The organism is Cellulomonas sp. EB106-03-03-XG116 (assembly GCF_058792015.1).
The window spans coordinates 1-23,488 of sequence record NZ_JBYTEP010000043.1; the positions used below are offsets into that span (position 1 = coordinate 1).

Here is a 23,488-nt window from a genome sequence, read left to right on the forward strand (position 1 = left end):
ACGGCCTTCGTCGGCAGCGTCAGATGTGGAGAAGAGACAGCGTCCGCCGACGGCGCCACCGGCGCCCCGACCGGTCGGCGCGCCGCCCGGGCCGCCGCGCAGGCCCCCGCGGCCCCGGCGGTGGACCAGCCGCAGCAGCCCCCGGCCGCCGCGGCGCAGCCCGCCGCCGAGGCCGCGTCCGTCGGCATCCGCCCCGTGGTCCCGGCCCAGCCGGCCCCGGAGCCCGCCGCCCCGCGCGTGGTGCACCACCAGGCGCAGCCGTCCCCGTTCCTGGTCACCCTCGACACCGGCCAGGTCATGTCCGTCACCGGGCCGGGGCTCATCGGCCGCGCCCCGCGCCCGGCCGCCGGCGAGCGCTGCGACCACGTCATCGTGGTGGACGACCCGGAGCGCAGCGTCTCGCGCACGCACGCGCGGTTCGGGATCGAGAACGGCACGTTCTGGGTGTCCGACGCCGGGTCGGGCAACGGGACGACGCTGCGGCTGCCCGGCGGGCGGGTCGTGCCGGTGCCGGCGGACCAGCGGGTGCTGGTGCCGTCGGGGTCGACGATCCAGGTGGGGGACCGCGGGGTGCGGATCGACGCGCCGGGGGCGGCGCGGGGCTGAGGGACGCGTCGCGGAGCTCGGCGAGGCGACGTACCGGCTCGATCGACGTCGGCCGCGGGCACCGGCACCGCCGCGTTCGTGCTCTCAGATCAAGCACCTCGACGTGCCCGCTCGCGTGAGGTCCTGCTCGCTGCCTGCGGCGCGCACCGGATCGCGCGCATCCCGTGCCGGCGGTCAGGCCCCTGGAGGCCGCGCCCTACGCCGACGGCCGAGGACGACCGCAGTTGCCGTGCCGGCTACCAGGAGGACGCCGACCGCGCCCGCCACGAGTGCGCCCGCCGGGATCCCGGAGCCGGGCCTCGGCGCGGCGGTGTCGGCCGTCGCGACGTCGTCGACTGCCGCGCCGGCGGGCTCGCTGGCCGGCGTCGCGGTCGGCTCGTCACCGCCGACGACGTCAGAGACCAGGGGGGCGCGGCCGTCGTCCAGGAGCAGCGGGTTCGCGTCCGGGTAGGTGGTCGGATCGACGGACAGGAGTCCGCGAGGGCTGACCGTGCCGTAGCCCCATCCCGTCTCGCGGGAGGGTGTCTCCTTGACCTCGGCGTCCGTGGTGTGGATCAGCGCCTGGATGATCTGGCCGTCGGTCGCGTCCGGGTAGAGCGACCAGAGCAGGGCGAGGGCTCCCGCGGTGTACGCCGTGGCGTTCGACGACCCCGTGGTCGTCCCGTAGGTGCTCCAGTCCGCCTGCATCACGCGGATGCGCGCTCCCGGGGCGACGGCTGCCAGTGTGGGGCCGTTCGGGCTGCCCTCGGCGAGCGTGACGTCCGAGGTGACCGTCCCGACGGTGACGACTCCGTTCGCGATCGCCGGCAAGCCGGTCAGCTCGCCGTCGTTGCCCGCGGCCGCGACGACGATGACGCCTGCGCGCAGCGCGTCGGCGATGCCATCCGTCGTGAATGTCCCGGCACCGGGCACAGCGATGATGTCTGCGCCGTCGGCGACGGCGTCCCGGATGGCGTCGTCCTGGTAGTTCTCCTGGCCGGCAGGTGTCTCGCACGGCAGGTCGCCGTAACGGACCGCGTAGGTCCTCACGGTCGCTCCGGGAGCCACGCCAGGGATGCCGGCAGCGCCCCCGGCGCCCGCGTCGGTGCCCACGATCATCGTGGCGATCGACGTGGTGTGCTTCGCCACGGCCTCCACCGAGGTGGCGGGGTACGCCTCTCCGCCCTCCTCGGCGGCGCAGTACGACGGCTCGTGCGGTTGGACGTCGGCGCCCGCGAGGTCGGCGACCTCCAGGTTCACCGCCTCGTCGAGCACCGCGATGGTGACGCCGGCGCCGGTCGTGCGCTCGTGGAGCTCGGCGAGGCCCGTCGCCTCGTAGAACCATCGCCCGTCGTCCGCGCCGGGGACCGCGGCGGCGGCCCAGCCCGGACAGAGCACCGTCGCGGTGGCGGCGGCAGCCACGGCTGTCGCAACGGTGAACGCGGGCCGACGGCAGTGACGACGCGCGCGGCCGGTGGTGCGGCTCACGCCGCCGCCCGCCGGCCGCGCGCCGAACTCACCAGTCGTCCTGGTCGTCGTCCACGATGCCGGACACCGGGGCGCTGGGGCGGAGCGAGTCGCGCCCGCCGGCCCGTGCGGCCGCGCCCAGGTCGGGGCGCTCGGCGCCCTCCTCGACGTCGATGTCCGGGGCGAGCAGCCCGCCGGAGCCGCGGCGCTTCGAGCCCTTGGCGGCTCCCGCACCGCCGCCGCCGCCCATCGGGGCGCCCATCATGCCGCCGGAGCGGGCACCGGATGCGCCAGCGCCAGCGGTGCCAGCCTGCGAGCCCTGGACGAGGGCGGAGGTCGAGCCGGACAAGCCGGAGCCGGACGTGCCAGCACCGACCGTCCCGAGCGAGACACCCGTCGCAGCGCCGAGGCCGCCGACGCTGCCCGCGCCGCCGAGCCCGCCCATGCCACCCGCGCCGCCGGCGGCGAGCCGGTTGAGGCCCGCGCCGCCGAGCGCCGCGCCTCCGATGGTCAGGCCGCCCGCGAGACCGCCCGCACCGAGGCCGGCGAGGCTGTTCGCGCCGCTGCCACCCGACGAGCCGGAGCCGCCGAGGAACGCGCCGGCGCCCGTGCCGGAGCCGCCCGGGATGGTGCCGCCGACGAGGCCGTCGGAGGAGGTGCCGTCGCCCGAACCGGGGACGTGACCGCCACCGAGGCCGCTGCCGCCGCCGGTCGAGCCGCCGCCGGTGAAGATCGGGTCGGAGCTGACGGTGCCACCCGAGCCGCTGCCGCCGGAGCCGCCGGAGCCGGTAGTCACCCCGCCGGTGGAGCCACCGCCGGGCGTCCACGAAGACCCGACGAGTCCCGCGCTGCCGCCGGAGCCGGGAGAGTAGGCGTTGACGCCCTGGCTGATGCCGCCGGACGAGCCGCCGGACCAACCGCCGGAGACGCTGGGACCGCCCGAACCGCCGGACGAGCCGCCGGTTCCTCCGGTGGTGCCGGACGCGGGGTCCTCGCTGCTTCGTGACGCCGGGGGCCCCACGTCGATGACCGAGAGCGCGGAGTCGAGATCCCCGAGCGCAGCCGCGGCCTCCGCCTCGCGCTTCTGCTCACGCTGGCGCGACAGGACCTCGCCCGCCACCATGCCGGTGACCGTACCCACCCCGGGAAGGGCGACGGTGCCGGCGGCGGTGAGGGCAGCCCGCTCCCCGAACGACAGCTCGCCGTCCGGGAGTGCTGCGTACGCCTGCTTCGCAGCGACGATCGCCGCGCTCGCCTGGGCGCCGCCCTGAGCGAGCTTCGTCAGGTAGTCGGCGACGGTCGCCACGTCGCGCGCGAGCGTCGCAAACGTCTCGCTCGCGGCGTCGGCGCTCGCACCGGTGACCCCCGGCTCGCTGCCCACGGCACGAAGGGTGTCGACGGTGGGCTCCATGCTCGACGAGTAGGACGAGAGCTGGCGGACGGACGTGTCGACGACACCCAGGTCGGCCTCGCCTGCACGGCTCAGCTGGTCGGCGTGGTCACCCATGATTCCCCCTTGCGTAGGTCGGCGTTACGGCGTCCTGCGTCCCCGCTTCCGGCTGTGCGGTGCGTCTCCGCCGTGCGAGGAGGAGCGCCAGGACCGCGGCGGCGGCGACGAGGGCGATTCCTCCTCCGACGAGTGCGGGGACGGGGAGGCCGGATGCGTCGTCGGTCGCGTCAGGGACGGCTGACACGTCGCCGTCGTCCGTTGCGTCGTCTGGTTCGGCCTCGGCTGCCGGGGAGCCCGTCGCGGCCGTGCCGAGCACCTCGGCCACCGTCGGGCTCCTGTCGGCGTCGTCGACCAGGAACGGGTTGGCGTCGGGGTAGGTCGACGGGTCGACCGAGAGCATGCCCCGCGGGCTCACCGTGCCGTATCCCCAGCCGAAGTCGTGGACGGGGGTCTCCTTGACCTGCCCGTCCGTGGTGTGGACCATCGCCTGGAGGATCTGGCCGGCTGAGGCATCAGGGTGCAACGACCACAGAAGGGCCAGCGCGCCGGCAGCGTAGGCCGTCGCGTTCGACGACCCGGTCGTGGTGACGTAGCCGTCGTAGGTCCCGTTCAGGGCGCGGATGTTGGCGCCAGGAGCGACCGCGCCGAGCAGCTCGTTGCCGGGGTTGCCCTCGGCCAGGGTGACGTCCGGCGTCACCGTGCCCATGCTGAGGACGCCGTTGTAGGTCGCGGGCAGACCGCCGAGGAAGCCCTCGTTCCCACCGGCCGCGACGATGATGGCGCCGGCCCGCAGAGCCTCCGCGATCACGGTCGAGGAGAAGTTGTTGTCGCCCGGGACCGCGATGATGTCCGCGCCGTCGGCGAGAGCGGCGCGGAACGCATCGTCCTGGCTGTTCTCCTGGCCCGCGGGCGTCTCGCACGGGAGCCCCTCGACGATGATCGCGTACGTCCGGAGCGTGATGCCGGGCGCCACGCCCGGGATGCCGGCGGCCCCGCCCGTCCCGACGTCCTGGCCGACGAGCATCGTCGCCATCGAGGTGGCGTGCTTGCCGTCCGCGTCGGTCGTCGTCCCCGGGTAGGCCGGGCCTCCGGCCTCGGCCGCGCAGAACGAGGGCTCGTGCGGCTGAACGTCCGCGCCGGTGAGGTCGGCGACCTGGGTGTTGACCCGCCCGTCCAGGACCGCGACCGTGACGCCCTCGCCCGTCGTGCGCTCGTGCAGCTCCGCGAGCCCGGTCGCAGAGTAGTACCAGCGGCCGTCGTCGACGTCCCCGCTCGCCGCGTCTGCTGAGGCCGGAGCGACGAGAGCGAGCGCGCCGACCACGGCGCCCATCGCGGCCGCGCGACGGGCGCGGCTTGATGTCGCCGACCTCACAGCCCGCGGCCCGACGGCGAGGAGCTGGCTGAGTCGAACCGGGCCTCGAGCTGGCGGAACTGCTCCTGGACCGCTGCGTCCTGCTCCTGGAGCGAGCGCCCCGTGTCGCTGAGAGCCTGCCTGCACGCGTCGATCGCCGTCCGGATCGCCGCGAGGCGGTCCTCCGCCTGCCGCAACGCCTCGCGGTACCGGTTCGCGAAATCTTGGACGCTGGGGATCTCCTCCGGCCACACGCCGCCGGTCTGGTTCGCACGCAGGGACTCGATCTGGCCCTTGAGCCGCTCGGTGTCGTCGAACAGGGTCACCAGCTGGCGCAGCCGGCCCTCCAGAACCTGCGTGTCCAGCTCGACGTCGCCTGCCACGTCCGTCCTCCGCAAGAAGTCTCGTCCGCGTCGCCCCCTGCGACGCGATGGCCGCGCGGTCGCGCCGCAGCCGTCGTGGGTGACGGCGGGCGCGACCGCGCGGGTCGTGCTGGGTCGGCCCGGCGCTCAGGCGCCGCGGCCGGGGTGGTTCACCAGCGGGCGGCGTTGGCCCGCTCGGTGGACTGGTACTCCTCGCCGGAGGTCGACACCGCGCGGCCGACGTCGGCCAGCAGCGCCTTCATGTCCGTCAGCGCGGCCTCCCACTTCGCCTTGGCGGCGGTGTAGGCGGTCGACGCCTCGCCGGACCAGTTGGCCCGGAGCGGCTGCAGGGAGCGGTCGAGGTCCGCCAGGCGGGACTCGATGTTGCTCGCGCTCGACTGGATGTCGGCGGCGGCGGTGGACAGGCCACCGAAGTTGACCTTGAGGTCAGCCATCGTCTCGTCCTCTCCCGGTCAGCCCAGCCGGCCCTGAAGGCGGCTGAAGGTGGACTGCTGCGACTCGTCCGACGCGGTGTACGTCGACTGCGAGGTGAGCAGGTTGGCCTCGAACTCGTTGAGCGCGGACACGATCTTGTTCGCGTCCTCGCGCCACCGGGCCATCAGCGCGTTGAACGCGACGGCGCCCTGGCCCTGCCAGTGCGACCCGATGCCGGACAGCTTGCCCTCGAGGGCGCTCAGCTCGCGCTGCAGCTCCCCACGGCTCTGGACCACGGCGTCGGCGCCCTGCTTGAGCGCGCCGTCTGCTGCGGAGACCTCTGCTGCCATGTCACCTCCCCCTACACGGCCCGGTGGGCCTGCCTGACGTGCACCCCTGCGGCGCCGCCTGTGCCCGAGCTCACTCGACCCCGGAACCGCGACGAGGCTATCCGACAGGTCGCGGACACGTCAGGTGGGATCACCCGCCCTGTGGACAACCACGCTGACTGGTGTCACGGATCACCCGTTCGGCCCAGTCGGGCCGCGTGGTCTGTCACCCGGCGTCCCATTTGCCGGGCACATCGCCCTCCGCGCGGGGGACCGCCGTCCGGGCACCAGGCCCGCGAGTCCACCCGGACGGCCGCGCCCACCCGTGCGCCCCGCGGGCGGGATCGGCTGCCGTCGCTATGCTGACCGCCGACCTGCCCAGGGAGTACAGGGGACCCGATGACAGACGCACCCGCCAGCACGACGTCCGTGGGGACGCTCGTGCGGGTGTCGGTGACCGCTGGGGACCGCCGCCTCGACCTCGGCATCCCGGGCGCCGTGCCGATGGCCGAGGTCGTCCCGGGCCTGGCCCGCGCGCTGGGCCTGCTCGACGCCGCCACCGCGCACGGCGGCTACCGCCTGGTGCGGGCCGACGGCACGCCGATCGACTCCGCGCGCAGCCTGCTCGCCGAGGGCGTCGAGGACGGCGCCGTGCTCACGCTGGAGTCGGGCGCGCGCCGCGAGGCGGAGCGGATCTACGACGACGTCGTGGAGGCCGTGGCCGACGCGGTGGAGAACCAGTACGCGCCCTGGACGCCGCGCGACTCCGCGCTGAGCGCCGCGTGGGCGGCCGGCGCGCTGCTGCTCGCCGGCGCCGCGCTGCTGCTCGGCGCCGACCAGTCGTCCCTCGTCCCGCCGGTCGTCGCCGCGCTCGCGGCGCTGCTCGCCCTGGTCGCGGGCGCCGTCGTCGGACGCGTGGGCACCGAGCCCGCTGCCGGCCGGGTGCTCGTGCTCACCGCGCCGGTGCTGGCCGCGGTCGCCGGGCTGACCGCGACCTCCGCGCCGCCGTCCTGGGGCTGGCCCGCCGCGCTCGCCGGGACCGGGGTGCTGGTCGCGGGCCTGCTGGGCATGCCCGCGCTCGTGGACCGCCGCGAGCTGAGCGCCGCGCCGCTGGCCGGCGGCCTCGCGCTCGCCGTGGCCGGGACCGCGATCGCCCTGACCGACGCCCGCCCCGGCGAGGTGCTCGCCGTCGTGGTGGCCGTCGTCGCGACCGCCAGCATCGGCGTCCCGTGGCTCGCGCTGTCGAGCACGCCGCTGCGCGTGGTGTCGCCGCGCAACGACGCCGAGATCCTCGCCGACCCGCCCGCGGTGCAGTCCGCCCGGGTGCGGGCGCAGCTCGCCGCGGGCCACCGCATCCAGGTGGCGCTGCGGGTCGCGATCGGGGTGCTCGCGCTGGTGTCGGCGCCCGCGGTGGTCGCGACCGGCGTCGCCGCGACCGTGCTGCTGGTGCTCGCCGCGGCGGGCCTGCTGCTCGCGACGCGGCAGACCTACTCGCGGCTCGACGTGCTGCTCACCGTCGGGCTGTCGGTGGCGCTCCTGGTGGTCGTCGCGGTCGTGGCCGCCGCGCAGCACCCGGGCTGGCGCCCGGCGCTCGTGGGCGTCGCCGGGGCCGCTGCTGCGGTGGTCGTCGGCCTCGGCCTGGTCGCCCCGCGCCGCCGGGTCGGCCTGGCGCGGCTCGGCGACTTCCTGGAGATCGCCTGCCTGGCCCTGCTGCTGCCGCTCGGCGTCGTCGCGGCGGGCCTGGTCTGACCCGTGGCGTCCAAGCGCGACCTCGTCGAGGCCCAGACGTACAGCCGTCGGCGGCTGCTCACGGCGTTCACCAGCGGCGCGCCCGGCGGGCGGGAGCTCGAGCCCACCAAGCCGCTGCGCGGCGTCGTCGCGGGCGTCTCGCTGTCGGTGCTGCTGGTGCTCGGCAGCCTGGGCTTCGGCCTGCTCAGCCCCACCCTTCCGGACGGCTGGGACGACCAGTCGCTGATCATCGTCGAGGGCGACGGCAGCCGGTACGTCGGCATCCAGGGCACGCTGCACCCGGTGCTCAACGTGACGAGCGCGCGCCTCGTGCTCGACTCCGGCTCGTTCCACGTGGTCGACGTGAGCGAGGACGACATCACGGACGCGCCGCGCGGCGCGACCATCGGCATCGCGGGCGCCCCGGACGAGCTCCCGCTGGCGAGCCGGCTGGCGGCGACGGGCTGGGAGGCGTGCGTCGCGCCCGACGGCGGCACCGCCCTCACGATCGACCCCGACGCCCCCGCCCCGGTCGCGGACCCGGGAGCCGGCGCTCTCGTGCAGGCGGCCGGGACCCTCTACCTCGTGTCCGACGGCACCCGGCACCGCATCCCCGCGGGCGACGAGGCCGCGGTGCTCCGCGCGCTCGGCCTGGACACCGCCACGCCGCTCGCCGCGGGCGCCGACTGGCTCAACCTGGTGCCGGTCGGCTCGGACCTCGCGCCGCTCACCGTCGACGGCGCCGGTGACGCCGCGCTGCCCGAGGGCGGGCTGCCGATCGACACCCGGGTCGGCACGCTGGTCGAGGTGACCGGGGTCGGCGACGGCGCCCGGCGCTACGTGGTCGACGCGCGGGGCGAGCTGGCGCCGCTGTCTGACCTCGCGTACCCGCTGTACCTGCTCGGCGCCGGCGAGCTCGCCGCGCAGCCGCTCGAGGTCACCGCCTCGGAGATCGCCGCCGTGCGGACCTCGGCGACGCCGGTGGCGCCGGCGGACCTGCCGGCCGTGGTGCCGACCCTGCCGGCCGCCGGGTCGACCGCCTGCGTCGTGCTCACCACCGGCGACGCGGAGCGGGTCGACCTGGTCCTGCGCGACGGGGCCGAGGTCGCCGCGGGCGTGCGGGTGGCTCCGGGATCGGGCGCCCTGGTGCGCGCGCAGACGACGGACGGCGCGGCCGCGACCGTGCGGCTGGTGGACGGCTCGGGCCGCGCGTACCCCGTGCCGGACGCGGGCGACGAGGTGCTGGCCCGGCTCGGCTACGTGCCCGACGACGTGACCCGGGTGCCCCCGGCGTGGGCGGACCTGCTGCCGGCCGGGCCGGACCTGACCGTCGAGGCGGCCGCGACCGAGGTCTCGGGCGGCACCGCGGCGTCCGGCCTCAACGCGACGACGGGCTCGACGGGCGCGAGCACCGAGGCGCCGTGACGCCCCGACCCGCGCGGGGCGGGCGTCCGGTCCTCGCCGGCCTGGCCGCCGCCCTCCTGCTGACCGGCCCCGGCGTCGGCGCCGCGCTCGCGGCGGGCCCGGTCCCCGCGCGGCTGCCCGCCGCCACGACGACGCAGTGCACCCAGGAGAAGACCCAGTACGTCGCCGAGGCCCCGCCGGCCCTGGCCCGCCTGGCCGCCGAGCGCGCCTGGCGGTCCGCGACGGGCGAGGGCGTCCTGGTCGCCGTCGTCGACTCCGGCGTCGACCCGGGCAACGCCCACCTGGCCGACGTCGTCGTCCCCGGGGTCGACCTGGTGGGCGCCGCCGGCGACCCCGCGGGCCGCACCGACACCGCCGGGCACGGCACGGCCGTCGCGGGGCAGATCGCCGCGCGGCTGCTGCCGGACGCCGACTCGGGCGTCGTCGGCCTCGCGCCCGGCGCCACGATCCTGCCGGTGCGGGTCTACTACGCCGACGACGACCAGGCCCGGGAGCAGGGCGTCGCCCCGGACGCCGGCCGCATGGCGGCGGGGATCGACGCCGCCGTGGCCGCGGGGGCCCGGGTCGTCAACGTCTCGATGAGCACGCCGAACGACACCCCGGCGCTGGCCGACGCCGTCCGGCGGGCGACCGCGGCCGGGTCCCTGGTGGTCGCCAGCGCCGGCAACCGGAACACCAGCAGCGACGAGACCGACGGCCCGCGGTACCCTGCCGCGTACGACGGCGTGCTGTCGGTGACCGCCGTGGACGTGGACGACCGGCCCGCGGGCGACGCGATCCACGGCGAGCACGTCGACGTCGCCGCGCCGGGCACCAACGTCCTCACGACCTTCCACGCGGCCGGCGACTGCATGCTGTCCGGCGAGGGCACCTCCACCAGCTTCGCGACCGCCTACGTCAGCGCCGCCGTGGCGCTGCTCGCCGAGCGGTACCCCGAGGAGACGCCCGCGCAGTGGGCGTACCGGCTCGAGGTCACCGCCGCCCGCGCGCAGCCGGCCGAGCGGGACGACCTCGTCGGCTGGGGCGTGGTGCGGCCGGACGCGGCCCTGGCGTTCGTCGACGACGGGACCGCGCCCGGGCCGGTGAGCCCGGTGCACGGGCGCCCCGACGCGCAGGCGGCCGACGTGCGGACCGTCGACGTGTCGCCGCGGGCGGACCCGCTGGCGGGCGCGCGCGCCGGAGCCGTGTGGTGGGGGATCGGCGGGACCGCCGTGGTGCTGCTCGCGGCGCTGGCCGCGCGGGTGGCGGGGCGGCGCCGGAGGGGCTGACCGTCGCCGCGCGGGCTCGGCCGGGTGGCCGGGCCCGTCAGGACGCGACGGCGGGTGCGGGTGCCGCGGCCGCCGCACCCAGCCGCTGCGCGCGCTGGGTCCGCACCCCGTCGACGGTGAGCAGCACGAGGGCCACCCAGACGAGCCCGAACCCCCACCACCGCGCCGGGGGCATGGTCTCGTGCAGCACCAGCACGCCGATGATCAGCTGCAGCACCGGAGCCAGGTACTGCATGCTGCCGACGACGCTCAGCGGCAGCCGGCGCGCCGACTCCCCGAACAGCAGCAGCGGCAGCGCCGTCGCGATGCCGGTCCCGGCCAGCGCGAGCGCGTGCCACACGCCGGTGGCGGCGAAGGTCGACCCGCCGGACGCCCCGAGCCAGATGAGGTACCCGGCGGAGACCGGCGCGAGCACCAGCGTCTCCGCGGCGAGCCCCGGCGCGGCGGCGACGCTGCGGCCGACGCGGTTCTTCAGCAGGCCGTAGACGCCGAACGACCCGGCGAGCGTCAGCGCCACCCACGGCAGCCGCCCGAGCCCGACCGTGATGACGACGACAGCGGCCACGCCGAACCCGAGCGCCACCCACTGCGTCCGGCGCAGCCGCTCGCGGAGCACGAGGACCGCGAGCAGCACGGTGACCAGCGGGTTGATGAAGTAGCCGAGCGCGGCGTCGACCACGTGCCCGCCCAGCGCGGCGAACACGAACGTCAGCCAGTTCACGGCCAGCAGGACGCTCGCGGCCGCGACCAGCGCCATCGTCCGGCGCGAGCGGAGCACGACCCCGAGCGCGCGCCAGGTGCGGGTGGCCGACAGCACGACGGCGCAGAAGATCAGCGACCAGAGCACCCGGTGGGCCACGACCTCGACGGCGCCCGTCGGCTTCAGCAGCTCGAAGTACAGCGGCAGGACGCCCCACAGCAGGTAGGCGCCGAGGCCGGCGGCGAGGCCCCGGGGGTCGAGGGCGCCGCTGGCGGCGGGGGCCACGGGGGCCGCGGTCGGGCCGGCGGGGGCGGACGGGGAGGGCGTGCTCACGACCCGACGCTAGCGCCGCCCACCCACGCGCCCGGGCGCCGTCCACGCCCCCGCGGGCAGAACGGCGGGAAGTCGCGGCAGATCGGCAGAGGTTAGGCCGTCCTACACTGGTCGGCGGACCCCATGAAGGAAGGCACCTGCGTGACCTCGAACCGCCCTGTCCGCGTGGCCGTCGTCGGCGCCGGCCCCGCCGGCATCTACGCCTCGGACATCCTGAGCCGCTCGGGCCTGGACGTCTCCATCGACCTCATCGAGCGGCTGCCCGCCCCGTTCGGCCTGGTGCGCTACGGCGTCGCCCCCGACCACCCGCGGATCAAGCAGATCATCGTCGCCCTGCACAAGGTGCTGGAGCGCGGTGACATCCGGCTGATCTGCAACGTCGACTACGGGGTCGACCTCAAGCTGGAGGACCTGCGCCGGCACTACGACGCCGTGGTCTTCGCGACCGGCGCCATCAAGGACGCCGACCTGCCGATCCCGGGCATCGAGCTGGACGGGTCGTACGGCGCCGCCGACTTCGTGTCCTGGTACGACGGCCACCCCGACGTGCCGCGCACCTGGCCGCTGACCGCGCAGCACGTCGCGGTGCTCGGCGCCGGCAACGTGGCGCTCGACGTCGCCCGGATCCTCGCCAAGCACGCCGACGACCTGCTGCCGACCGAGGTGCCGCAGAACGTCTACGACGGCCTCAAGGCCAGCCCGGTGACGGACGTGCACGTGTTCGCGCGGCGCGGTCCGGCCCAGGCCAAGTTCTCCCCGCTGGAGCTGCGCGAGCTCGGCCACGTCCCGGACGTCGACGTCGTCGTGTACCCGGAGGACTTCGACTTCGACGAGGGCTCGATGGCCGCCATCCACTCGTCGAACCAGACCAAGCAGGTCGTCAAGACGCTGACCGACTGGACGCTGAAGGAGCCGGAGGAGCTGACGGCGAGCCGCCGCATCCACCTGCACTTCCTGCACAAGCCGGTCGAGGTGCTCGGCGAGGACGGCAAGGTCGTCGGGCTGCGGACCGAGCGCACCGCCCTGGCCGGCGACGGCTCGGTCGCGGGCACGGGGGCCACGCACGACTGGCCGGTCCAGGCCGTGTACCGCGCGGTCGGCTACTTCGGCTCGCCGCTGGTGGACGTGCCGTTCGACGAGGCCAAGGGCGTCATCGCCAACCGCGAGGGCCGGGTCGTGGACGTCGACGGCGAGCCCGTCCCCGGCGTCTACACCACGGGCTGGATCAAGCGGGGCCCCGTCGGCCTGATCGGGCACACCAAGTCCGACGCGAGCGAGACCATCCGGCACCTCGTCGAGGACGCCGGCGACGTCGCGGAGCCGGGCAACCCGTTCCTGTCCGCCACCGAGCCGGAGCCGCAGGCGGTCGTCGACTTCCTCACCGCGCGCGGCGCCCGCCCGATCCACTGGGCCGGCTGGGAGCTGCTCGACGCGTACGAGCGGGCGCTGGGCGAGCCGCACGGGCGCGAGCGGGTCAAGGTCGTGCCGCGCGAGGACATGGTCCGGATCGCGCTGGCCGAGGCGGCCGGCGAGGCCTGACCAGCAGCCCGGCTGACAGTGGAAGGTTGTGACGGACACGCGCACGGCGCGTCCGTCACAACCTTCCACTGTCGTGGGGTGGGCCGCCCCGGGTCAGCCCGTGAAGCGGCGGAGGAACTCCTGGGTGCGGGGCTCGCGCGGGGCGCCCAGCACCTGCTCCGCCGGGCCGCGCTCGAGGATCCGGCCCTGGTGCAGGAAGCAGACCTCGTCGGCGACGTGCCGGGCGAACGCCATCTCGTGCGTGGCGACGACCATGGTCGTGCCCTCGTCCTTGAGCTCCCCGAGCAGGTCCAGCACCTCGCCGACCAGCTCCGGGTCGAGCGCGCTCGTCACCTCGTCGAGCAGCATGAGCGCCGGCTGCGTCACCAGCGCCCGCGCGATCGCCACGCGCTGCTGCTGACCGCCCGACAGCTCGTCGGGGAACGCCTGCGCCTTCGCGCCGAGCCCGACCCGCTCCAGCATCGCCGCGGCGCGCTCCCGGGCCTCCCGCTTGCCGACCTTGTGGACTAGCCGCGGAGCCAGCGTCACGTTGTCGAGCACCCGCAGGTGCGGGAACAGGTTGTACGCCTGGAACACCATGCCGATCCGGGCGCGCACCGCGTTCGCGTCGACCCGGGGGTCGGTGACCTCCTGGCCGGCGACCTCGATGACGCCGTCGTCGACCTCCTCCAGCAGGTTGACGCACCGCAGCAGCGTCGACTTCCCGGAGCCGGAGGCGCCGATCAGCACCACGACCCGGTGCTCCGCGACGTCGAGGGACAGGTCGTCGAGGACCACGTGGTCGCCGAACGACTTGCGGACCCGGTCCACCCGCAGCAGGGGGGACCCGGCGGGGACCACGTCGGGGGCGGCGCGGTAGGTCGGGCCCGTCATCGCATCGCCCCCGCCCCCGCGAGCCCGCTCTGCGACCCCAGCCAGCCGCCGCGCTTCGCGAGCGCGTCGGTGAACCGGGTCAGCGGGATGGTCAGCAGCACGAACAGCACGCCCGCGACCACGTACGGCGTGAAGTTGGCGTAGGTCGCCGTCTGGATCTGCGCCGCGCGCACCGCGTCCACCGCGCCGAGGATCGAGATCAGGCCCGAGTCCTTCGACAGCGACACCAGGTCGTTCAGCAGCGGCGGGACCACCCGGCGCACGGCCTGGGGGAGCACGACGTGCCGGAGCGTCTGGCCGCGCGTGAGGCCCAGCGACCGCGCCGACGCGATCTGCGACGGGTGCACCGACTCGATGCCCGCGCGGAACACCTCGGCGACGTAGGCCGAGTACGTCAGCACCAGCGCCAGGCCGCCGAGCACCACCGCGGAGGTCGGGATGCCCTGCAGCCGCAGGCCCGGCAGGCCGAAGCCGACGAGCAGCAGCACGAGGATCAGCGGCAGCCCGCGGAACACGTCGACGTAGCCGGTGGCGAGCGCGCGCAGCGGGAAGAACGCCGGCCCGCGGAGCGTCCGGGCGAGCGCCAGCAGCATCGCCACGACGACGATGATCACCGCGCACACCGCCATCACGCGGACGTTCAGCCACAGGCCCTCGAGCACCTTCGGCAGCGACGCCCACGCAACCTCGGGGTCGAGGAACGACTGCTTGACCCGGGGCCACCCCGGCGAGCTCACCAGCCCGAGCACGGCGAGACCCGCCACCACGACGGTGCTGACCAGGGCGACCACCGTCGAGCGGCGGGTCTGGCCGCGCCGGTACGCGTCGCGGGCGCGCTGCCGGTCGGACGGCGCCCACGCGGGGTGGGCGCCGTCCGGCGGCATCGCGGGGTCCGCGGGTCCCGCGGGCACTACTGCAGGACCGGGGCGCCGGCCGCGTCGGTGAGCCACTGCGACTCGAGGTCGGCGAGCGTGCCGTCCTCGCGCAGCGCGTCGACGGCCTCGGTGACGGGCTCGGTCAGCGAGGAGCCCTTGTCGAGCACCAGGCCGAACTGGTCGGACTCGGCCGCGTCGTCGACCGGCAGCTGCCCGACCAGGACGCCGCCGTCGAGCTCGGCCGCGGTGATGTAGAGCGCGGTCGGCAGGTCGACGACGATCGCGTCGACCAGGCCGGCCTGCAGCGCCTGCTTCACCTGGTCGTTGTCGTTGAACACCTGGATGTCGGTGCTCGGGTCGATCGCGTCCTGCGCGGTCGTCAGGCTGGTGGTGCCGACCATCGCGCCGAGCTTCGCGTCCTTCAGCTCGGCGAGCGACGTCGCGCCGGCGACCGGCGAGCCCTCCAGCGTCACGACGGCCTGCGCGGTGTCGTAGTACGACGACGAGAAGTCGAGGTTCTCGGCGCGCTCGGGGCTGATCGACACCTGGTTGATCGCGAAGTCGAACGACTTGGCGCCCGGGGCGATGATCTGGTCGAACGTGACCGGGACCCACTCGACCTGGTCGGCGTCGTAGCCGAGCTGCTGCGCGACGGCGTAGGCGACGGCGGCCTCGAAGCCCTCGCCGCTGCTCGGGTCGTTGCCGACGACCCACGGCTCGTAGGCCGGGTCGGAGGTGCCGATGGTCAGCACGCCCTCGGTGAGCGTGTCGAGCGCGCCGTCGGCCGCGGCGGACGACGCGGTCGCGTCGCTCCCCTCGTCGACGGGCGCGCAGGCCGCGAGCGCCAGCGCGCTCGCAGCGGCCAGGGCAAGGATGCGGACGGTGCGCACGGTGTCTCCTCGGGGACGTGGGGATGTGCGGGGTCAGGGTAGGGGAACTGCCGGACGGCCTGCAGCGTTGTCTGGAGCGCGGGACGAGTTGTCGGCCGCGAGGGAGGAAGGACGCACATGGGTCACCGGCACTACAACGGTCTGAAGACGGCGCTGCTGTTCGGCGTGCTGTGGGCCGTGCTGCTCGGCATCGGCGCGTTCGTGGCGAACGGCCGGTACATCTTCCTGTTCGCCCTGGCCGGCCTCGCCATGACCGCGTACTCCTACTGGAACTCCGACAAGATCGCGATCCGCGCCATGCACGCGCGGCCGGTGTCGGAGATCGAGCAGCCCGCCATGTACCGGATCGTCCGCGAGCTCTCCACCGCCGCGCGCCAGCCCATGCCGCGGCTGTACGTGTCGCCGACCGCCGCGCCCAACGCCTTCGCCACCGGCCGCAACCCCCGCAACGCCGCCGTCTGCTGCACCGAGGGGATCCTGCAGATCCTCGACGAGCGGGAGCTCCGCGGGGTGCTCGGCCACGAGCTCATGCACGTCTACAACCGCGACATCCTCACGTCGTCCATCGCGGCGGCGGTGGCCGGCGTCATCACCTCCGTCGCGCAGTTCGCCCTGTTCTTCGGCGGCGGCAACGACCGCGACCGCGGCGGCAACCCGATCGCCGCGCTGCTCATGGTCTTCCTCGCCCCGCTCGCCGCGACGCTCATCCAGCTCGCGATCAGCCGGACCCGCGAGTACGACGCCGACGAGGACGGCGCGGCCCTCACCGGCGACCCGCTCGCGCTGGCCTCGGCGCTGCGCAAGCTCGAGCAGGGCACCGCGGCGCGGCCGCTGCCGCAGGAGCGGGACCTGGTGGACGTGTCGCACCTGATGATCGCGAACCCGTTCAAGGGCGCGGGGATGGGGCGGATGTTCGCGACGCACCCGCCGATGGCGGACCGGATCCAGCGGCTGGAGCGCATGGCGGGGTACGGCGGGGTGGAGCGGTACTGAGCGGTGCCCGCATCCGCGGCACCTAGCACGAGGGGACCTGCAACCTGCCGTCGGCGGGAGCCGTCGTGGCGTTCAGCGCCCGGAACTGGTCGGACGTGAGGTCGTTGATGGTCAGCGTCGTGTCGCCGTGGCGGACCTCGACGCTGGAGAGCGCGACACCCGGTCGGCCCTGCTTGAGCAGCATGAGCGACCGGACCAGGACGCAGCCGGCATCGGCGCTCGCGGCGACCTCGATGTCCCCGGTGTACCGGGAGCCGTAGCCGAACGAGTCGTCGAACTCGACGTCCGTCGCCTCGACGCCGTCGAGGTCCGCGATGGCTCGTGCGATCTCCTCGTCCGGGACGCCGCCCGTGTCGCCGTCGGAGGCCGTGGCGACGCATCCCGAGAGCGCCAGCGCGGCCGAGACGGCGATCGACGCCATGATCGTCCGGTTCCGGGTCATCGCCTCACGTCCCAGCGGGTGACCTCGGCCTCACCTGCGAAGAACGGCGACTGCAGGTCCCGCCAGCGCTGGACGCTCGGATGGGTCGAGGCGTCGACGGCCCGCCCGGTGTCCGCGTACACGTCCGTGCCGTGCGCGGAACCGACTCCCGGCTGGACCGTCGTGAGGGTCGTCCGGTCCGACAGCGGATCCCGCACCGTGAAGTCGGAGCCCGGGAGCGAACGCTGCACGGTGACCCAGTTCGCGCGGTCGGGGTTCTCGCGGCCCTCGAGCAGCGGCACGGCGTCCTGGTCGTGCTCGAGCGACAGCACGGACACGGAGTCGGGGATGTCGAACCGCGCGATCGGCGAGCCGCCGGTGACGACGCTCCGGACCTCGAACTGGGAGCGGAACGACGGGTCCGAGGCGAGGGCGGCGGCCGTGATGCCGCCCTGGCTGTGGCCGGTGAGCATGACCGGCTCGTCGCGGCCGACACCGGCCAGTCGCATGGCCTCCCGGACCTGGGCCTGCAGGTGCGTGCTCTGCCCCGCCATGAGCCGGACGTTGGTCGTGAGGTCGACCGGGTTGTCGCCCCGCCGCGGAGCCCAGTCCTGGGTGCCGGGGATCTGGACGATCCACGCGGATGACCCGTCGGGCTGCGCGACGCGGACGATCTGCACCTGCCCCTCGTCCTGCCCGAGCCGGTACTGCTCCCGGAAGACGTCCGCGACGGAGCGAGGCGCGTGGCCGGCCCAGTCGCCGTCGACCTCCCCGACGCCCACCTGTCCCGTGTCCTGGAACATCCCGAGCAGCCCGCCCGCGTGCACGAGCCCGCCCACGGCGTCCTCGTACGACCCCGTCGGCCACCGCCCGCCGGACAGCGCGAACGGCAGCGCGAGCCCTCCGGCGGGTCCGCCGAGCAGCGTGCCGAAGCTCCACGTCGTCCCCTGGACCAGGCTCGGCGCCATGCGGGTGAGCGACTCCAGGAGCCAGGGGTTGTCGTAGAGCCCGGCCGCGGCCTGCCCGCCGAGGGCGGACGGGTCGGCGTTCCGGACGACCACGACGAGGGCCGGCCACGCGGCAGGCGGCGACGTCCCGGCGCCGACGAGCAGGACGAGCCCGCCGCCCGCCGCCACGAACGGCAGCGCCGCCCCGAGCGCGAACCCGGCGGCGTTCTGCAGCGCCTCCAGCACCCGCTGCTGCGTGGCGTCGACGAGCTCGTACGTCGTCGCCGACGCCCGTAGCAACACGGCGGTGCCCTCGAGCCGGGTGCTCACCACGAGCAGCCCGTTCGCGCCGATCGTCGCGGCGGCGACCGCGCCCGCGACGGCCGCGACCTCCGCGGGGCAGAGCAGGGTGGCGACGGTGACGTCCGGGTGCACGGCGACGGCGGCGACGGACCCGCTCCACCGCCGGACCTCGTCGCCGGCGGCGTCGAGCACCCCGGCCTCCGAGCGCAGGTCCTGCAGGCGGGCGCCCATCCCGCCCGCGCCGCCGCTCACGCTGATGCTCACGCGTCGTCCTCCGGCGTCGCGGTCGCGAACCGGCCGGTCAGGTCGTGGAGCAGCGCGGCCCGCACGTCCTCGCGGCTGCGCGGCGTGTGCACGACCTGGCCGTCGGCGGTGCGGGTGAGCTCGACCCAGCCGGCGTCCGTGCGGAGCAGGCTGAGCGTCGAGACGTCCGTGCGGCCGCGGCTCGCGACCGACACCACGAGGCTGCCGTCGACGCCGCGCACGGCCGCCTCGACCACGGCGGGCGGCCCGTCGGTGCCGAGCTCGGCGCACAGCGCGTCGACGGTGGCGGTGTCGCCGCCCCGGATCGCCTGGGCGAGCGCGATCGTCAGCTCCTCCGGGACGGTCGCGGGAGCCGCCGCCACGCGCACCGGGGCGTCGGGGACGTGCCGCAGCACCTCGTCGACGAGCCCAGCCACCGGGAAGGCGCTGACCTCCACCCCGGGGCGCGGGGTGGTCCCGGCGAGCCCTGCGTCGGGCACGACGTCGACGCCGCGCGCCACGCCCGAGCCGGCCTCCGCGTCGGACCACAGCACCGCCAGCAGCGCCCGCTCGCCCGCGGCGGCGGCGACCTCGACGGCGACCAGCGCGGCCGCGCCGCCCTCGACGGCGGCGCGGAGCACGGGATCCACCCCCGCGGGTGCGGCGGCGGCGTCGGCCGGCGGGGGCGGTGGTGCGACGGGCGATCCGTCCCGGTCGACCGGCAGCACCTCGGCCCACCCGGGGAGCCCGGCGACGCCGGCGCTCGCCACCGCCCACTCGTGCTCGGCGAGCCGGGCCCGGAGCGCGCCGTCCACCGGCGCGAGCACGGCCGTCACCCGATCCGCCCGATCCGGTCGGCGACGCCGGACCAGTCCGGTGAGCCGGGGGAGGGCAGGCCGCCCGCGACGGTGCCGAGCACGCCGTGCGCGGCCCGGCGCGCCGCCTGCTCGGCGGCCGTGAGCACGTCGTCCGCCACGCCGGCGAGCCGGCCGACCGTGCGCCGGGCGTCGTCGAGCCGGGCCTCGACGAACCGCATCGCCCGGCGGATCGCCGCCTGCCGGTCCTCGAGCTCGTCGGCGAGCCGGTCGAGCGCGCCCGCGGTGCCGAGCAGCTCGTCCTGCGCGGCCGTCACCCGTCGCGCGTGCTCGGCGAGGCGCTCGCGGTACCGGTCGGCCGCGACGCCGACCCACTCGACGCCCGCGCCCGCCCGCACGCGGTCACCGGTGCGGGCCACCGCCTCCGCGGTCGCGCGCAGCCGCCTGGCGTGCTGCCGGATCGTCTCCGGGTCTCCCCCTGCCGTCATGCCCCACGATCGAAGCAGAGGTCAGGGACCGGCAACAGCCCCACCTGCGCCGCCTGTGGACGACCGACCTCCCGGCCGCGCCGAGACCGCAGAAGGCGTGGGGTCCCGGCACCCGGAACCCCACGCCTCCTGCGATCTCGGCGCCGGAGCGCCGACCGGCTCAGCGGTAGTTGATGAACTGCAGCGCGGCGTCGATGTCGTCCGCGCCCTTGAGCAGCGCGATGACCGCCTGCAGGTCGTCGCGGGCCTTCGCGGAGACCCGGACCTCGTCGCCCTGGATCTGCGTCTTGACGCCCTTGGGGCCCTCGTCGCGGATGAGCTTGGTCACCTTCTTGGCGATCTCGGAGGACAGGCCCTCCTTGATCGACGCCTCGAGGCGGTACTCCTTGCCGGACGGCTTGGGGTCGCCGTCGCCGGTGTCGAGCGCCTTGAGCGAGATGTTGCGCTTGATCAGCTTGGTCTGGAACACGTCGAGGACGGCGCGCACGCGCTCCTCGGAGTTCGCGACCATGACGATCTTCTCGCCGCTCCACGCGATCGAGGCGCCGACGCCCTTGAAGTCGTACCGCTGCGCGATCTCCTTGATGGCCTGGTTCAGCGCGTTGTCGACCTCCTGGCGGTCGACCTTGCTGACGACGTCGAACGACGACTCGCTCGCCATGACTCCTCCTGACCTGTGGTGCGGGTGCTGCTGTGCCGACGAGGGGCCGGTTTCGGAACCGGCCCGAACCCTTGCTATCCTTCCATCCGCACCCCGGCGACGCAGTCACCGAGGCGCGCACCCTGGCGGGTTACCCGAGTGGCCAAAGGGGGCTGACTGTAAATCAGCTGGCATCGCCTACGGGGGTTCGAATCCCTCACCCGCCACGCACGGACGACGGGGCGTCCTCCTCACGGAGGGCGCCCCGTCGCCACGCACGGACCGGGCTCGGCCTGCTCCGGGCCGGCACGGAAGCGGTCCCCGACCTGCGCGATCACGCGGGGGCGGGAGCCGATTTCGCACCGGCCAGGAGCACCGTGTAGCCTGGTCCGCGCTGCCCCGATAGCTCAGTGGTAGAGCACTTCCTTGGTAAGGAAGAGGTCACGGGTTCGAATCCCGTTCGGGGCTCTGTGGTGTGTCGCAGGCCAGGATCGTCTGGCCGGCGTGCGCACCCGAGGCGGGGTAGCTCAGTTGGTGAGAGCGCACGACTCATAATCGTGAGGTCGCGGGTTCGAACCCCGCCCCCGCTACCAGCACTGAATCCAGTGGGGCGTCCGCCGGCGCCCGACGACGAAGATCCAAGCGCTTCGGGCGCGAGAGGTGGCAAGACCATGGCCAGCAAGAGCGCGGACGTCCGTCCGAAGATCACGCTCGCCTGCACGGAGTGCAAGGAGCGGAACTACATCACGAAGAAGAACCGTCGGAACGACCCCGACCGGCTCGAGATGAAGAAGTTCTGCCCGCGCGACGGCCGTCACACGCTGCACCGCGAGACCCGCTGACCCAGCGGCTCTGATCGTGGCCGTCAACCCCGAGTACGCGGGACGCGAGTACCCGCCGAACGAGGCGTACGAGGTCGGCCGCGAGCATCTCCGCGCGTTCGCGGAGGCGGTCGGGGCGACGCACCCGGCCCACACCGACGTCGACGCGGCGCGAGCACTCGGGTACCCCGACGTGATCGCGCCGCCGACGTTCGCCGTCGTCGTGGCGCAGCGCGCCGAGGCGCAGCTGATCGAGGACCCCGCGGCGGGCATCGACTTCAGCCGCGTCGTGCACGCCGACGAGCGGTTCATCCACCACCGCCCGATCCACGCCGGCGACCGCCTGGTCACCGTGCTGCACGTGGACGCGGTCACCGAGCGCGCCGGTCTGTCGATGGTGACGACCCGCGCCGTGATCCACGCGGAGGGCGGCGAGCCCGTCGCCACGGTGACGTCCACGCTCGCGGTCCGCGGAGAGGACGCCTGATGGCCCCCGCGTTCGAGGAGCTGGCCGTCGGCCAGGAGGTCGGCCGCCGCGAGCTCGCCGTCGACCGGTCCCGCCTGGTGCGGTACGCGGGCGCGTCCGGCGACTTCAACCCGATCCACTGGAACGAGCGGTTCGCGACCGAGGTCGGGCTGCCCGGCGTCATCGCGCACGGCATGTGGACCATGGGGGCGGCCGTCGGCGTCGTGTCCGACTGGGCCGGCGACCCCGGTGCCGTCGTCGACTACCAGACCCGGTTCGCCCGGCCCGTGCCGGTGCCGGACCCGGGGGCCGCGGCCGTCGAGGTCGTGGCGGTCGTCGGCGCGCTCGACGCCGACACCCGCACCGCGCGGATCGACCTCACGGTCACCGCCGCGGGTGCGCGCGTGCTGGCCAAGTGCCAGGCGCTCGTCCGCCTGTCCTGACGGCACCCGGGCGGCGCCCCGGCGCGCGCCCGGACGCTTCCCCAGCGGATTCTCGCGCTGCCCCTCGATCATGAGGGCGGTCTCGTGAGAACCGGGTGGGTATCGGCGCCCGCCGCGCTCACGCCCCCGGCGCGGGACCCGTCGTGGTGCCGAGCCGCAGCTCGACCGGCAGCACCTCGTCCGCCGGGGTCCCGCCCGCCAGGAGCGCCTCGATGGCCCGCCCGACCACCGCGCCCTTCTCCGTGATCGGCTGCGCCACGGTCGTGAGCACGTCCGGCGCGAGCCACGGCAGGTCCAGCCCGTCGAAGCCGGCGACCGAGACGTCCTCCGGCACCCGCAGCCCGAGCTCGCGGGCGCCGAGCACCACGCCCGACGCCAGCAGGTCGGACTGGGCGACGACGGCGGTGGGCCGGGTCGCGGCCGAGCCGGACAGCAGCGCCTGGGCCGCGGTGTGCCCGTGCTCGACCAGCGACGCCGGCGTCTCGTAGACCGCGACGGGGGACACGCCCGCGTCGTGCAGCCCGTCCAGCCGGCGCCGCGCGATCGACCAGGTGATCTGCCCGAGCCGCTCGGCGTCCGCGAGACCGCTGCGCCGGTCCGGGCCGAACGGCAGCGTGACGGTGGCGATCCGCTCGTGGCCCAGGTCGGTGAGGTGCCGGGCGATGTCCGCGACGCCGCCCCGGTCCTCGATGCCGACGGTCACGATCCCCGGCAGGTCCTGCCCCTCGACGACGACCAGCGGGATCCCGCGGCGCTGCAGCGCCTGCAGGGTCGGGTCGTCCAGCGTGCCGCCCCAGATGAGCACGGCGACGTCCATGGCGGCCGACTCGACCAGCGGGTCGACCGCGGGTGCGCCGGGCTCGAGCGACCCGGGCACCAGGAGCACCCCGAGGCCGAGCGGGCTGATGGTGTCGACCAGGCCGTCGAGCAGCTGCACGGACACCGGCTCGCGGAACGACCGGCGCAGCGCGTCGCCGACGACCACGCCGACGATGCCCGACCGGCCGCTGCGCAGCTGGCGCCCGAGCGGGTTCGGGCCGGCGTAGTCGAGGTCCGCGGCGGCGTCGAGCACGCGTTGCCGGGTGGCCTCGGCGATGGGGCCGGCGCCGGAGAAGGCCAGCGACGCGGTCGAGACCGACACCCCGGCGGCGGAGGCCACGTCGGCCAGGGTGGGTCGCTGGGACACCGCGGTGCCTCCGGGTCGGGGGCTCGGGGGTGAGAGGCGTCACCGCCCCCCGCGAGTCGTTGACGCCGCCGCCAGCGTACCCGCACACTGGTGACCTCCCCCGAATCGATTC

The 23,488-nt window shown here is 75.3% G+C and carries 25 protein-coding genes and 3 tRNA genes; 12 read left to right on the forward strand and 16 right to left on the reverse strand.

Going from position 1 to position 23,488, the window contains the following annotated elements:
- A partial coding sequence (locus AC3WUG_RS14725) for an FHA domain-containing protein (RefSeq protein ID WP_492328360.1) occupies positions 1-606 on the forward strand: 606 nt, incomplete at its 5' end.
- A gap of 174 nt (positions 607-780) precedes the next feature.
- On the opposite strand, the gene AC3WUG_RS14730 is transcribed toward AC3WUG_RS14725, so the two are convergent.
- The 6 genes from AC3WUG_RS14730 to AC3WUG_RS14755 all read right to left on the reverse strand — a co-directional run bounded on the left by AC3WUG_RS14730 (position 781) and on the right by AC3WUG_RS14755 (position 6,000).
- Complete coding sequence (locus tag AC3WUG_RS14730) at positions 781-2,007, reverse strand: S8 family peptidase (protein WP_492328361.1); 1,227 nt, start codon at positions 2,005-2,007, stop codon at positions 781-783.
- A 94-nt stretch (positions 2,008-2,101) separates the two neighbouring features.
- A complete protein-coding gene (locus tag AC3WUG_RS14735; RefSeq protein ID WP_492328362.1) occupies positions 2,102-3,559 on the reverse strand; it encodes a hypothetical protein in 1,458 nt (485 codons plus the stop codon).
- Positions 3,552-4,832: a S8 family serine peptidase gene (locus tag AC3WUG_RS14740; protein WP_492328363.1), complete on the reverse strand. Its 1,281-nt coding sequence runs from the start codon at positions 4,830-4,832 to the stop codon at positions 3,552-3,554. The genes AC3WUG_RS14735 and AC3WUG_RS14740 overlap by 8 nt, the downstream gene beginning before the upstream one ends.
- A gap of 38 nt (positions 4,833-4,870) precedes the next feature.
- On the reverse strand, positions 4,871-5,251 hold the full coding sequence (locus AC3WUG_RS14745; RefSeq protein WP_492328364.1) for a hypothetical protein: 381 nt from the start codon (positions 5,249-5,251) through the stop codon (positions 4,871-4,873).
- A gap of 134 nt (positions 5,252-5,385) precedes the next feature.
- Complete coding sequence (locus tag AC3WUG_RS14750) at positions 5,386-5,670, reverse strand: WXG100 family type VII secretion target (protein ID WP_147795412.1); 285 nt, start codon at positions 5,668-5,670, stop codon at positions 5,386-5,388.
- Positions 5,671-5,688: 18 nt separating this feature from the next.
- Positions 5,689-6,000 (reverse strand): WXG100 family type VII secretion target, encoded by a 312-nt coding sequence (locus AC3WUG_RS14755; protein WP_147795413.1) that lies wholly within the window; start codon positions 5,998-6,000, stop codon positions 5,689-5,691.
- A 378-nt stretch (positions 6,001-6,378) separates the two neighbouring features.
- Here AC3WUG_RS14755 and eccD point away from each other — a divergent pair, with 378 nt between their 5' ends.
- Genes eccD through AC3WUG_RS14770 form a run of 3 tightly spaced genes read left to right on the forward strand, consistent with a single transcriptional unit; the run spans position 6,379 to position 10,400 of the window.
- On the forward strand, positions 6,379-7,728 hold the full coding sequence (gene eccD / locus AC3WUG_RS14760; protein ID WP_492328365.1) for a type VII secretion integral membrane protein EccD: 1,350 nt from the start codon (positions 6,379-6,381) through the stop codon (positions 7,726-7,728).
- A gap of 3 nt (positions 7,729-7,731) precedes the next feature.
- Positions 7,732-9,132 (forward strand): type VII secretion protein EccB, encoded by a 1,401-nt coding sequence (gene eccB / locus AC3WUG_RS14765; protein WP_492328366.1) that lies wholly within the window; start codon positions 7,732-7,734, stop codon positions 9,130-9,132.
- The gene (locus AC3WUG_RS14770) at positions 9,129-10,400 is read left to right on the forward strand and encodes a S8 family serine peptidase (RefSeq protein WP_492328367.1); all 1,272 of its coding nucleotides are present in this window, start codon (positions 9,129-9,131) and stop codon (positions 10,398-10,400) included. Before eccB ends, AC3WUG_RS14770 begins: the two co-directional genes overlap by 4 nt.
- 37 nt (positions 10,401-10,437) lie before the next feature.
- Here AC3WUG_RS14770 and rarD read toward each other — a convergent pair whose 3' ends face one another.
- Positions 10,438-11,433 (reverse strand): EamA family transporter RarD, encoded by a 996-nt coding sequence (gene rarD / locus AC3WUG_RS14775; RefSeq protein WP_492328368.1) that lies wholly within the window; start codon positions 11,431-11,433, stop codon positions 10,438-10,440.
- 123 nt (positions 11,434-11,556) lie between these two features.
- On the opposite strand from rarD, the gene AC3WUG_RS14780 reads away from it, so the two are divergent.
- Positions 11,557-12,972 (forward strand): FAD-dependent oxidoreductase, encoded by a 1,416-nt coding sequence (locus tag AC3WUG_RS14780; RefSeq protein ID WP_492328369.1) that lies wholly within the window; start codon positions 11,557-11,559, stop codon positions 12,970-12,972.
- Between the two features lie 93 nt (positions 12,973-13,065).
- Here the strand turns inward: AC3WUG_RS14780 and AC3WUG_RS14785 are convergent, their stop codons facing one another.
- From AC3WUG_RS14785 to AC3WUG_RS14795, 3 genes are read right to left on the reverse strand one after another with little or no spacing between them, the layout of a single operon-like run.
- The gene (locus AC3WUG_RS14785) at positions 13,066-13,845 is read right to left on the reverse strand and encodes an amino acid ABC transporter ATP-binding protein (protein WP_492328370.1); all 780 of its coding nucleotides are present in this window, start codon (positions 13,843-13,845) and stop codon (positions 13,066-13,068) included.
- A complete protein-coding gene (locus tag AC3WUG_RS14790) occupies positions 13,842-14,729 on the reverse strand; it encodes an amino acid ABC transporter permease (protein WP_492328371.1) in 888 nt (295 codons plus the stop codon). The genes AC3WUG_RS14785 and AC3WUG_RS14790 overlap by 4 nt, the downstream gene beginning before the upstream one ends.
- A gap of 26 nt (positions 14,730-14,755) precedes the next feature.
- Entirely contained in the window at positions 14,756-15,610 is an 855-nt protein-coding gene (locus tag AC3WUG_RS14795) for an ABC transporter substrate-binding protein (protein WP_492328372.1), read from the reverse strand.
- A 117-nt stretch (positions 15,611-15,727) separates the two neighbouring features.
- On the opposite strand from AC3WUG_RS14795, the gene htpX reads away from it, so the two are divergent.
- Positions 15,728-16,603: a zinc metalloprotease HtpX gene (htpX, locus tag AC3WUG_RS14800; protein ID WP_166941396.1), complete on the forward strand. Its 876-nt coding sequence runs from the start codon at positions 15,728-15,730 to the stop codon at positions 16,601-16,603.
- A 22-nt stretch (positions 16,604-16,625) separates the two neighbouring features.
- Here htpX and AC3WUG_RS14805 read toward each other — a convergent pair whose 3' ends face one another.
- The 5 genes from AC3WUG_RS14805 to AC3WUG_RS14825 all read right to left on the reverse strand — a co-directional run bounded on the left by AC3WUG_RS14805 (position 16,626) and on the right by AC3WUG_RS14825 (position 20,481).
- Positions 16,626-17,045, reverse strand: a complete 420-nt coding sequence (locus AC3WUG_RS14805) for a hypothetical protein (protein WP_492328373.1) — start codon at positions 17,043-17,045, stop codon at positions 16,626-16,628.
- Positions 17,042-18,538: an alpha/beta hydrolase family protein gene (locus AC3WUG_RS14810; protein ID WP_492328374.1), complete on the reverse strand. Its 1,497-nt coding sequence runs from the start codon at positions 18,536-18,538 to the stop codon at positions 17,042-17,044. The genes AC3WUG_RS14805 and AC3WUG_RS14810 overlap by 4 nt, the downstream gene beginning before the upstream one ends.
- Positions 18,535-19,344, reverse strand: a complete 810-nt coding sequence (locus AC3WUG_RS14815) for a hypothetical protein (protein WP_492328375.1) — start codon at positions 19,342-19,344, stop codon at positions 18,535-18,537. The genes AC3WUG_RS14810 and AC3WUG_RS14815 overlap by 4 nt, the downstream gene beginning before the upstream one ends.
- 5 nt (positions 19,345-19,349) lie before the next feature.
- A complete protein-coding gene (locus tag AC3WUG_RS14820; RefSeq protein ID WP_492328376.1) occupies positions 19,350-19,820 on the reverse strand; it encodes a WXG100 family type VII secretion target in 471 nt (156 codons plus the stop codon).
- Between the two features lie 160 nt (positions 19,821-19,980).
- Entirely contained in the window at positions 19,981-20,481 is a 501-nt protein-coding gene (locus AC3WUG_RS14825; protein WP_154728866.1) for a YajQ family cyclic di-GMP-binding protein, read from the reverse strand.
- 124 nt (positions 20,482-20,605) lie between these two features.
- Here AC3WUG_RS14825 and AC3WUG_RS14830 point away from each other — a divergent pair.
- The 6 genes from AC3WUG_RS14830 to AC3WUG_RS14855 all read left to right on the forward strand — a co-directional run bounded on the left by AC3WUG_RS14830 (position 20,606) and on the right by AC3WUG_RS14855 (position 22,190).
- A tRNA-Tyr gene (locus AC3WUG_RS14830) sits at positions 20,606-20,687 on the forward strand.
- A gap of 169 nt (positions 20,688-20,856) precedes the next feature.
- Positions 20,857-20,928: transfer RNA gene (locus AC3WUG_RS14835), tRNA-Thr, on the forward strand.
- A 48-nt stretch (positions 20,929-20,976) separates the two neighbouring features.
- Positions 20,977-21,053, forward strand: a tRNA-Met gene (locus AC3WUG_RS14840).
- Positions 21,054-21,131: 78 nt separating this feature from the next.
- Entirely contained in the window at positions 21,132-21,302 is a 171-nt protein-coding gene (gene rpmG, locus AC3WUG_RS14845; RefSeq protein WP_146839572.1) for a 50S ribosomal protein L33, read from the forward strand.
- Positions 21,303-21,318: 16 nt separating this feature from the next.
- The gene (locus tag AC3WUG_RS14850) at positions 21,319-21,768 is read left to right on the forward strand and encodes an FAS1-like dehydratase domain-containing protein (protein ID WP_492328377.1); all 450 of its coding nucleotides are present in this window, start codon (positions 21,319-21,321) and stop codon (positions 21,766-21,768) included.
- Positions 21,768-22,190, forward strand: coding sequence for a MaoC family dehydratase (locus tag AC3WUG_RS14855; RefSeq protein ID WP_431838367.1), 423 nt, complete (start codon positions 21,768-21,770; stop codon positions 22,188-22,190). The genes AC3WUG_RS14850 and AC3WUG_RS14855 overlap by 1 nt, the downstream gene beginning before the upstream one ends.
- A gap of 118 nt (positions 22,191-22,308) precedes the next feature.
- On the opposite strand, the gene AC3WUG_RS14860 is transcribed toward AC3WUG_RS14855, so the two are convergent.
- On the reverse strand, positions 22,309-23,376 hold the full coding sequence (locus tag AC3WUG_RS14860) for a LacI family DNA-binding transcriptional regulator (RefSeq protein WP_492328378.1): 1,068 nt from the start codon (positions 23,374-23,376) through the stop codon (positions 22,309-22,311).
- Between the last annotated feature and the right edge of the window lie 112 nt (positions 23,377-23,488).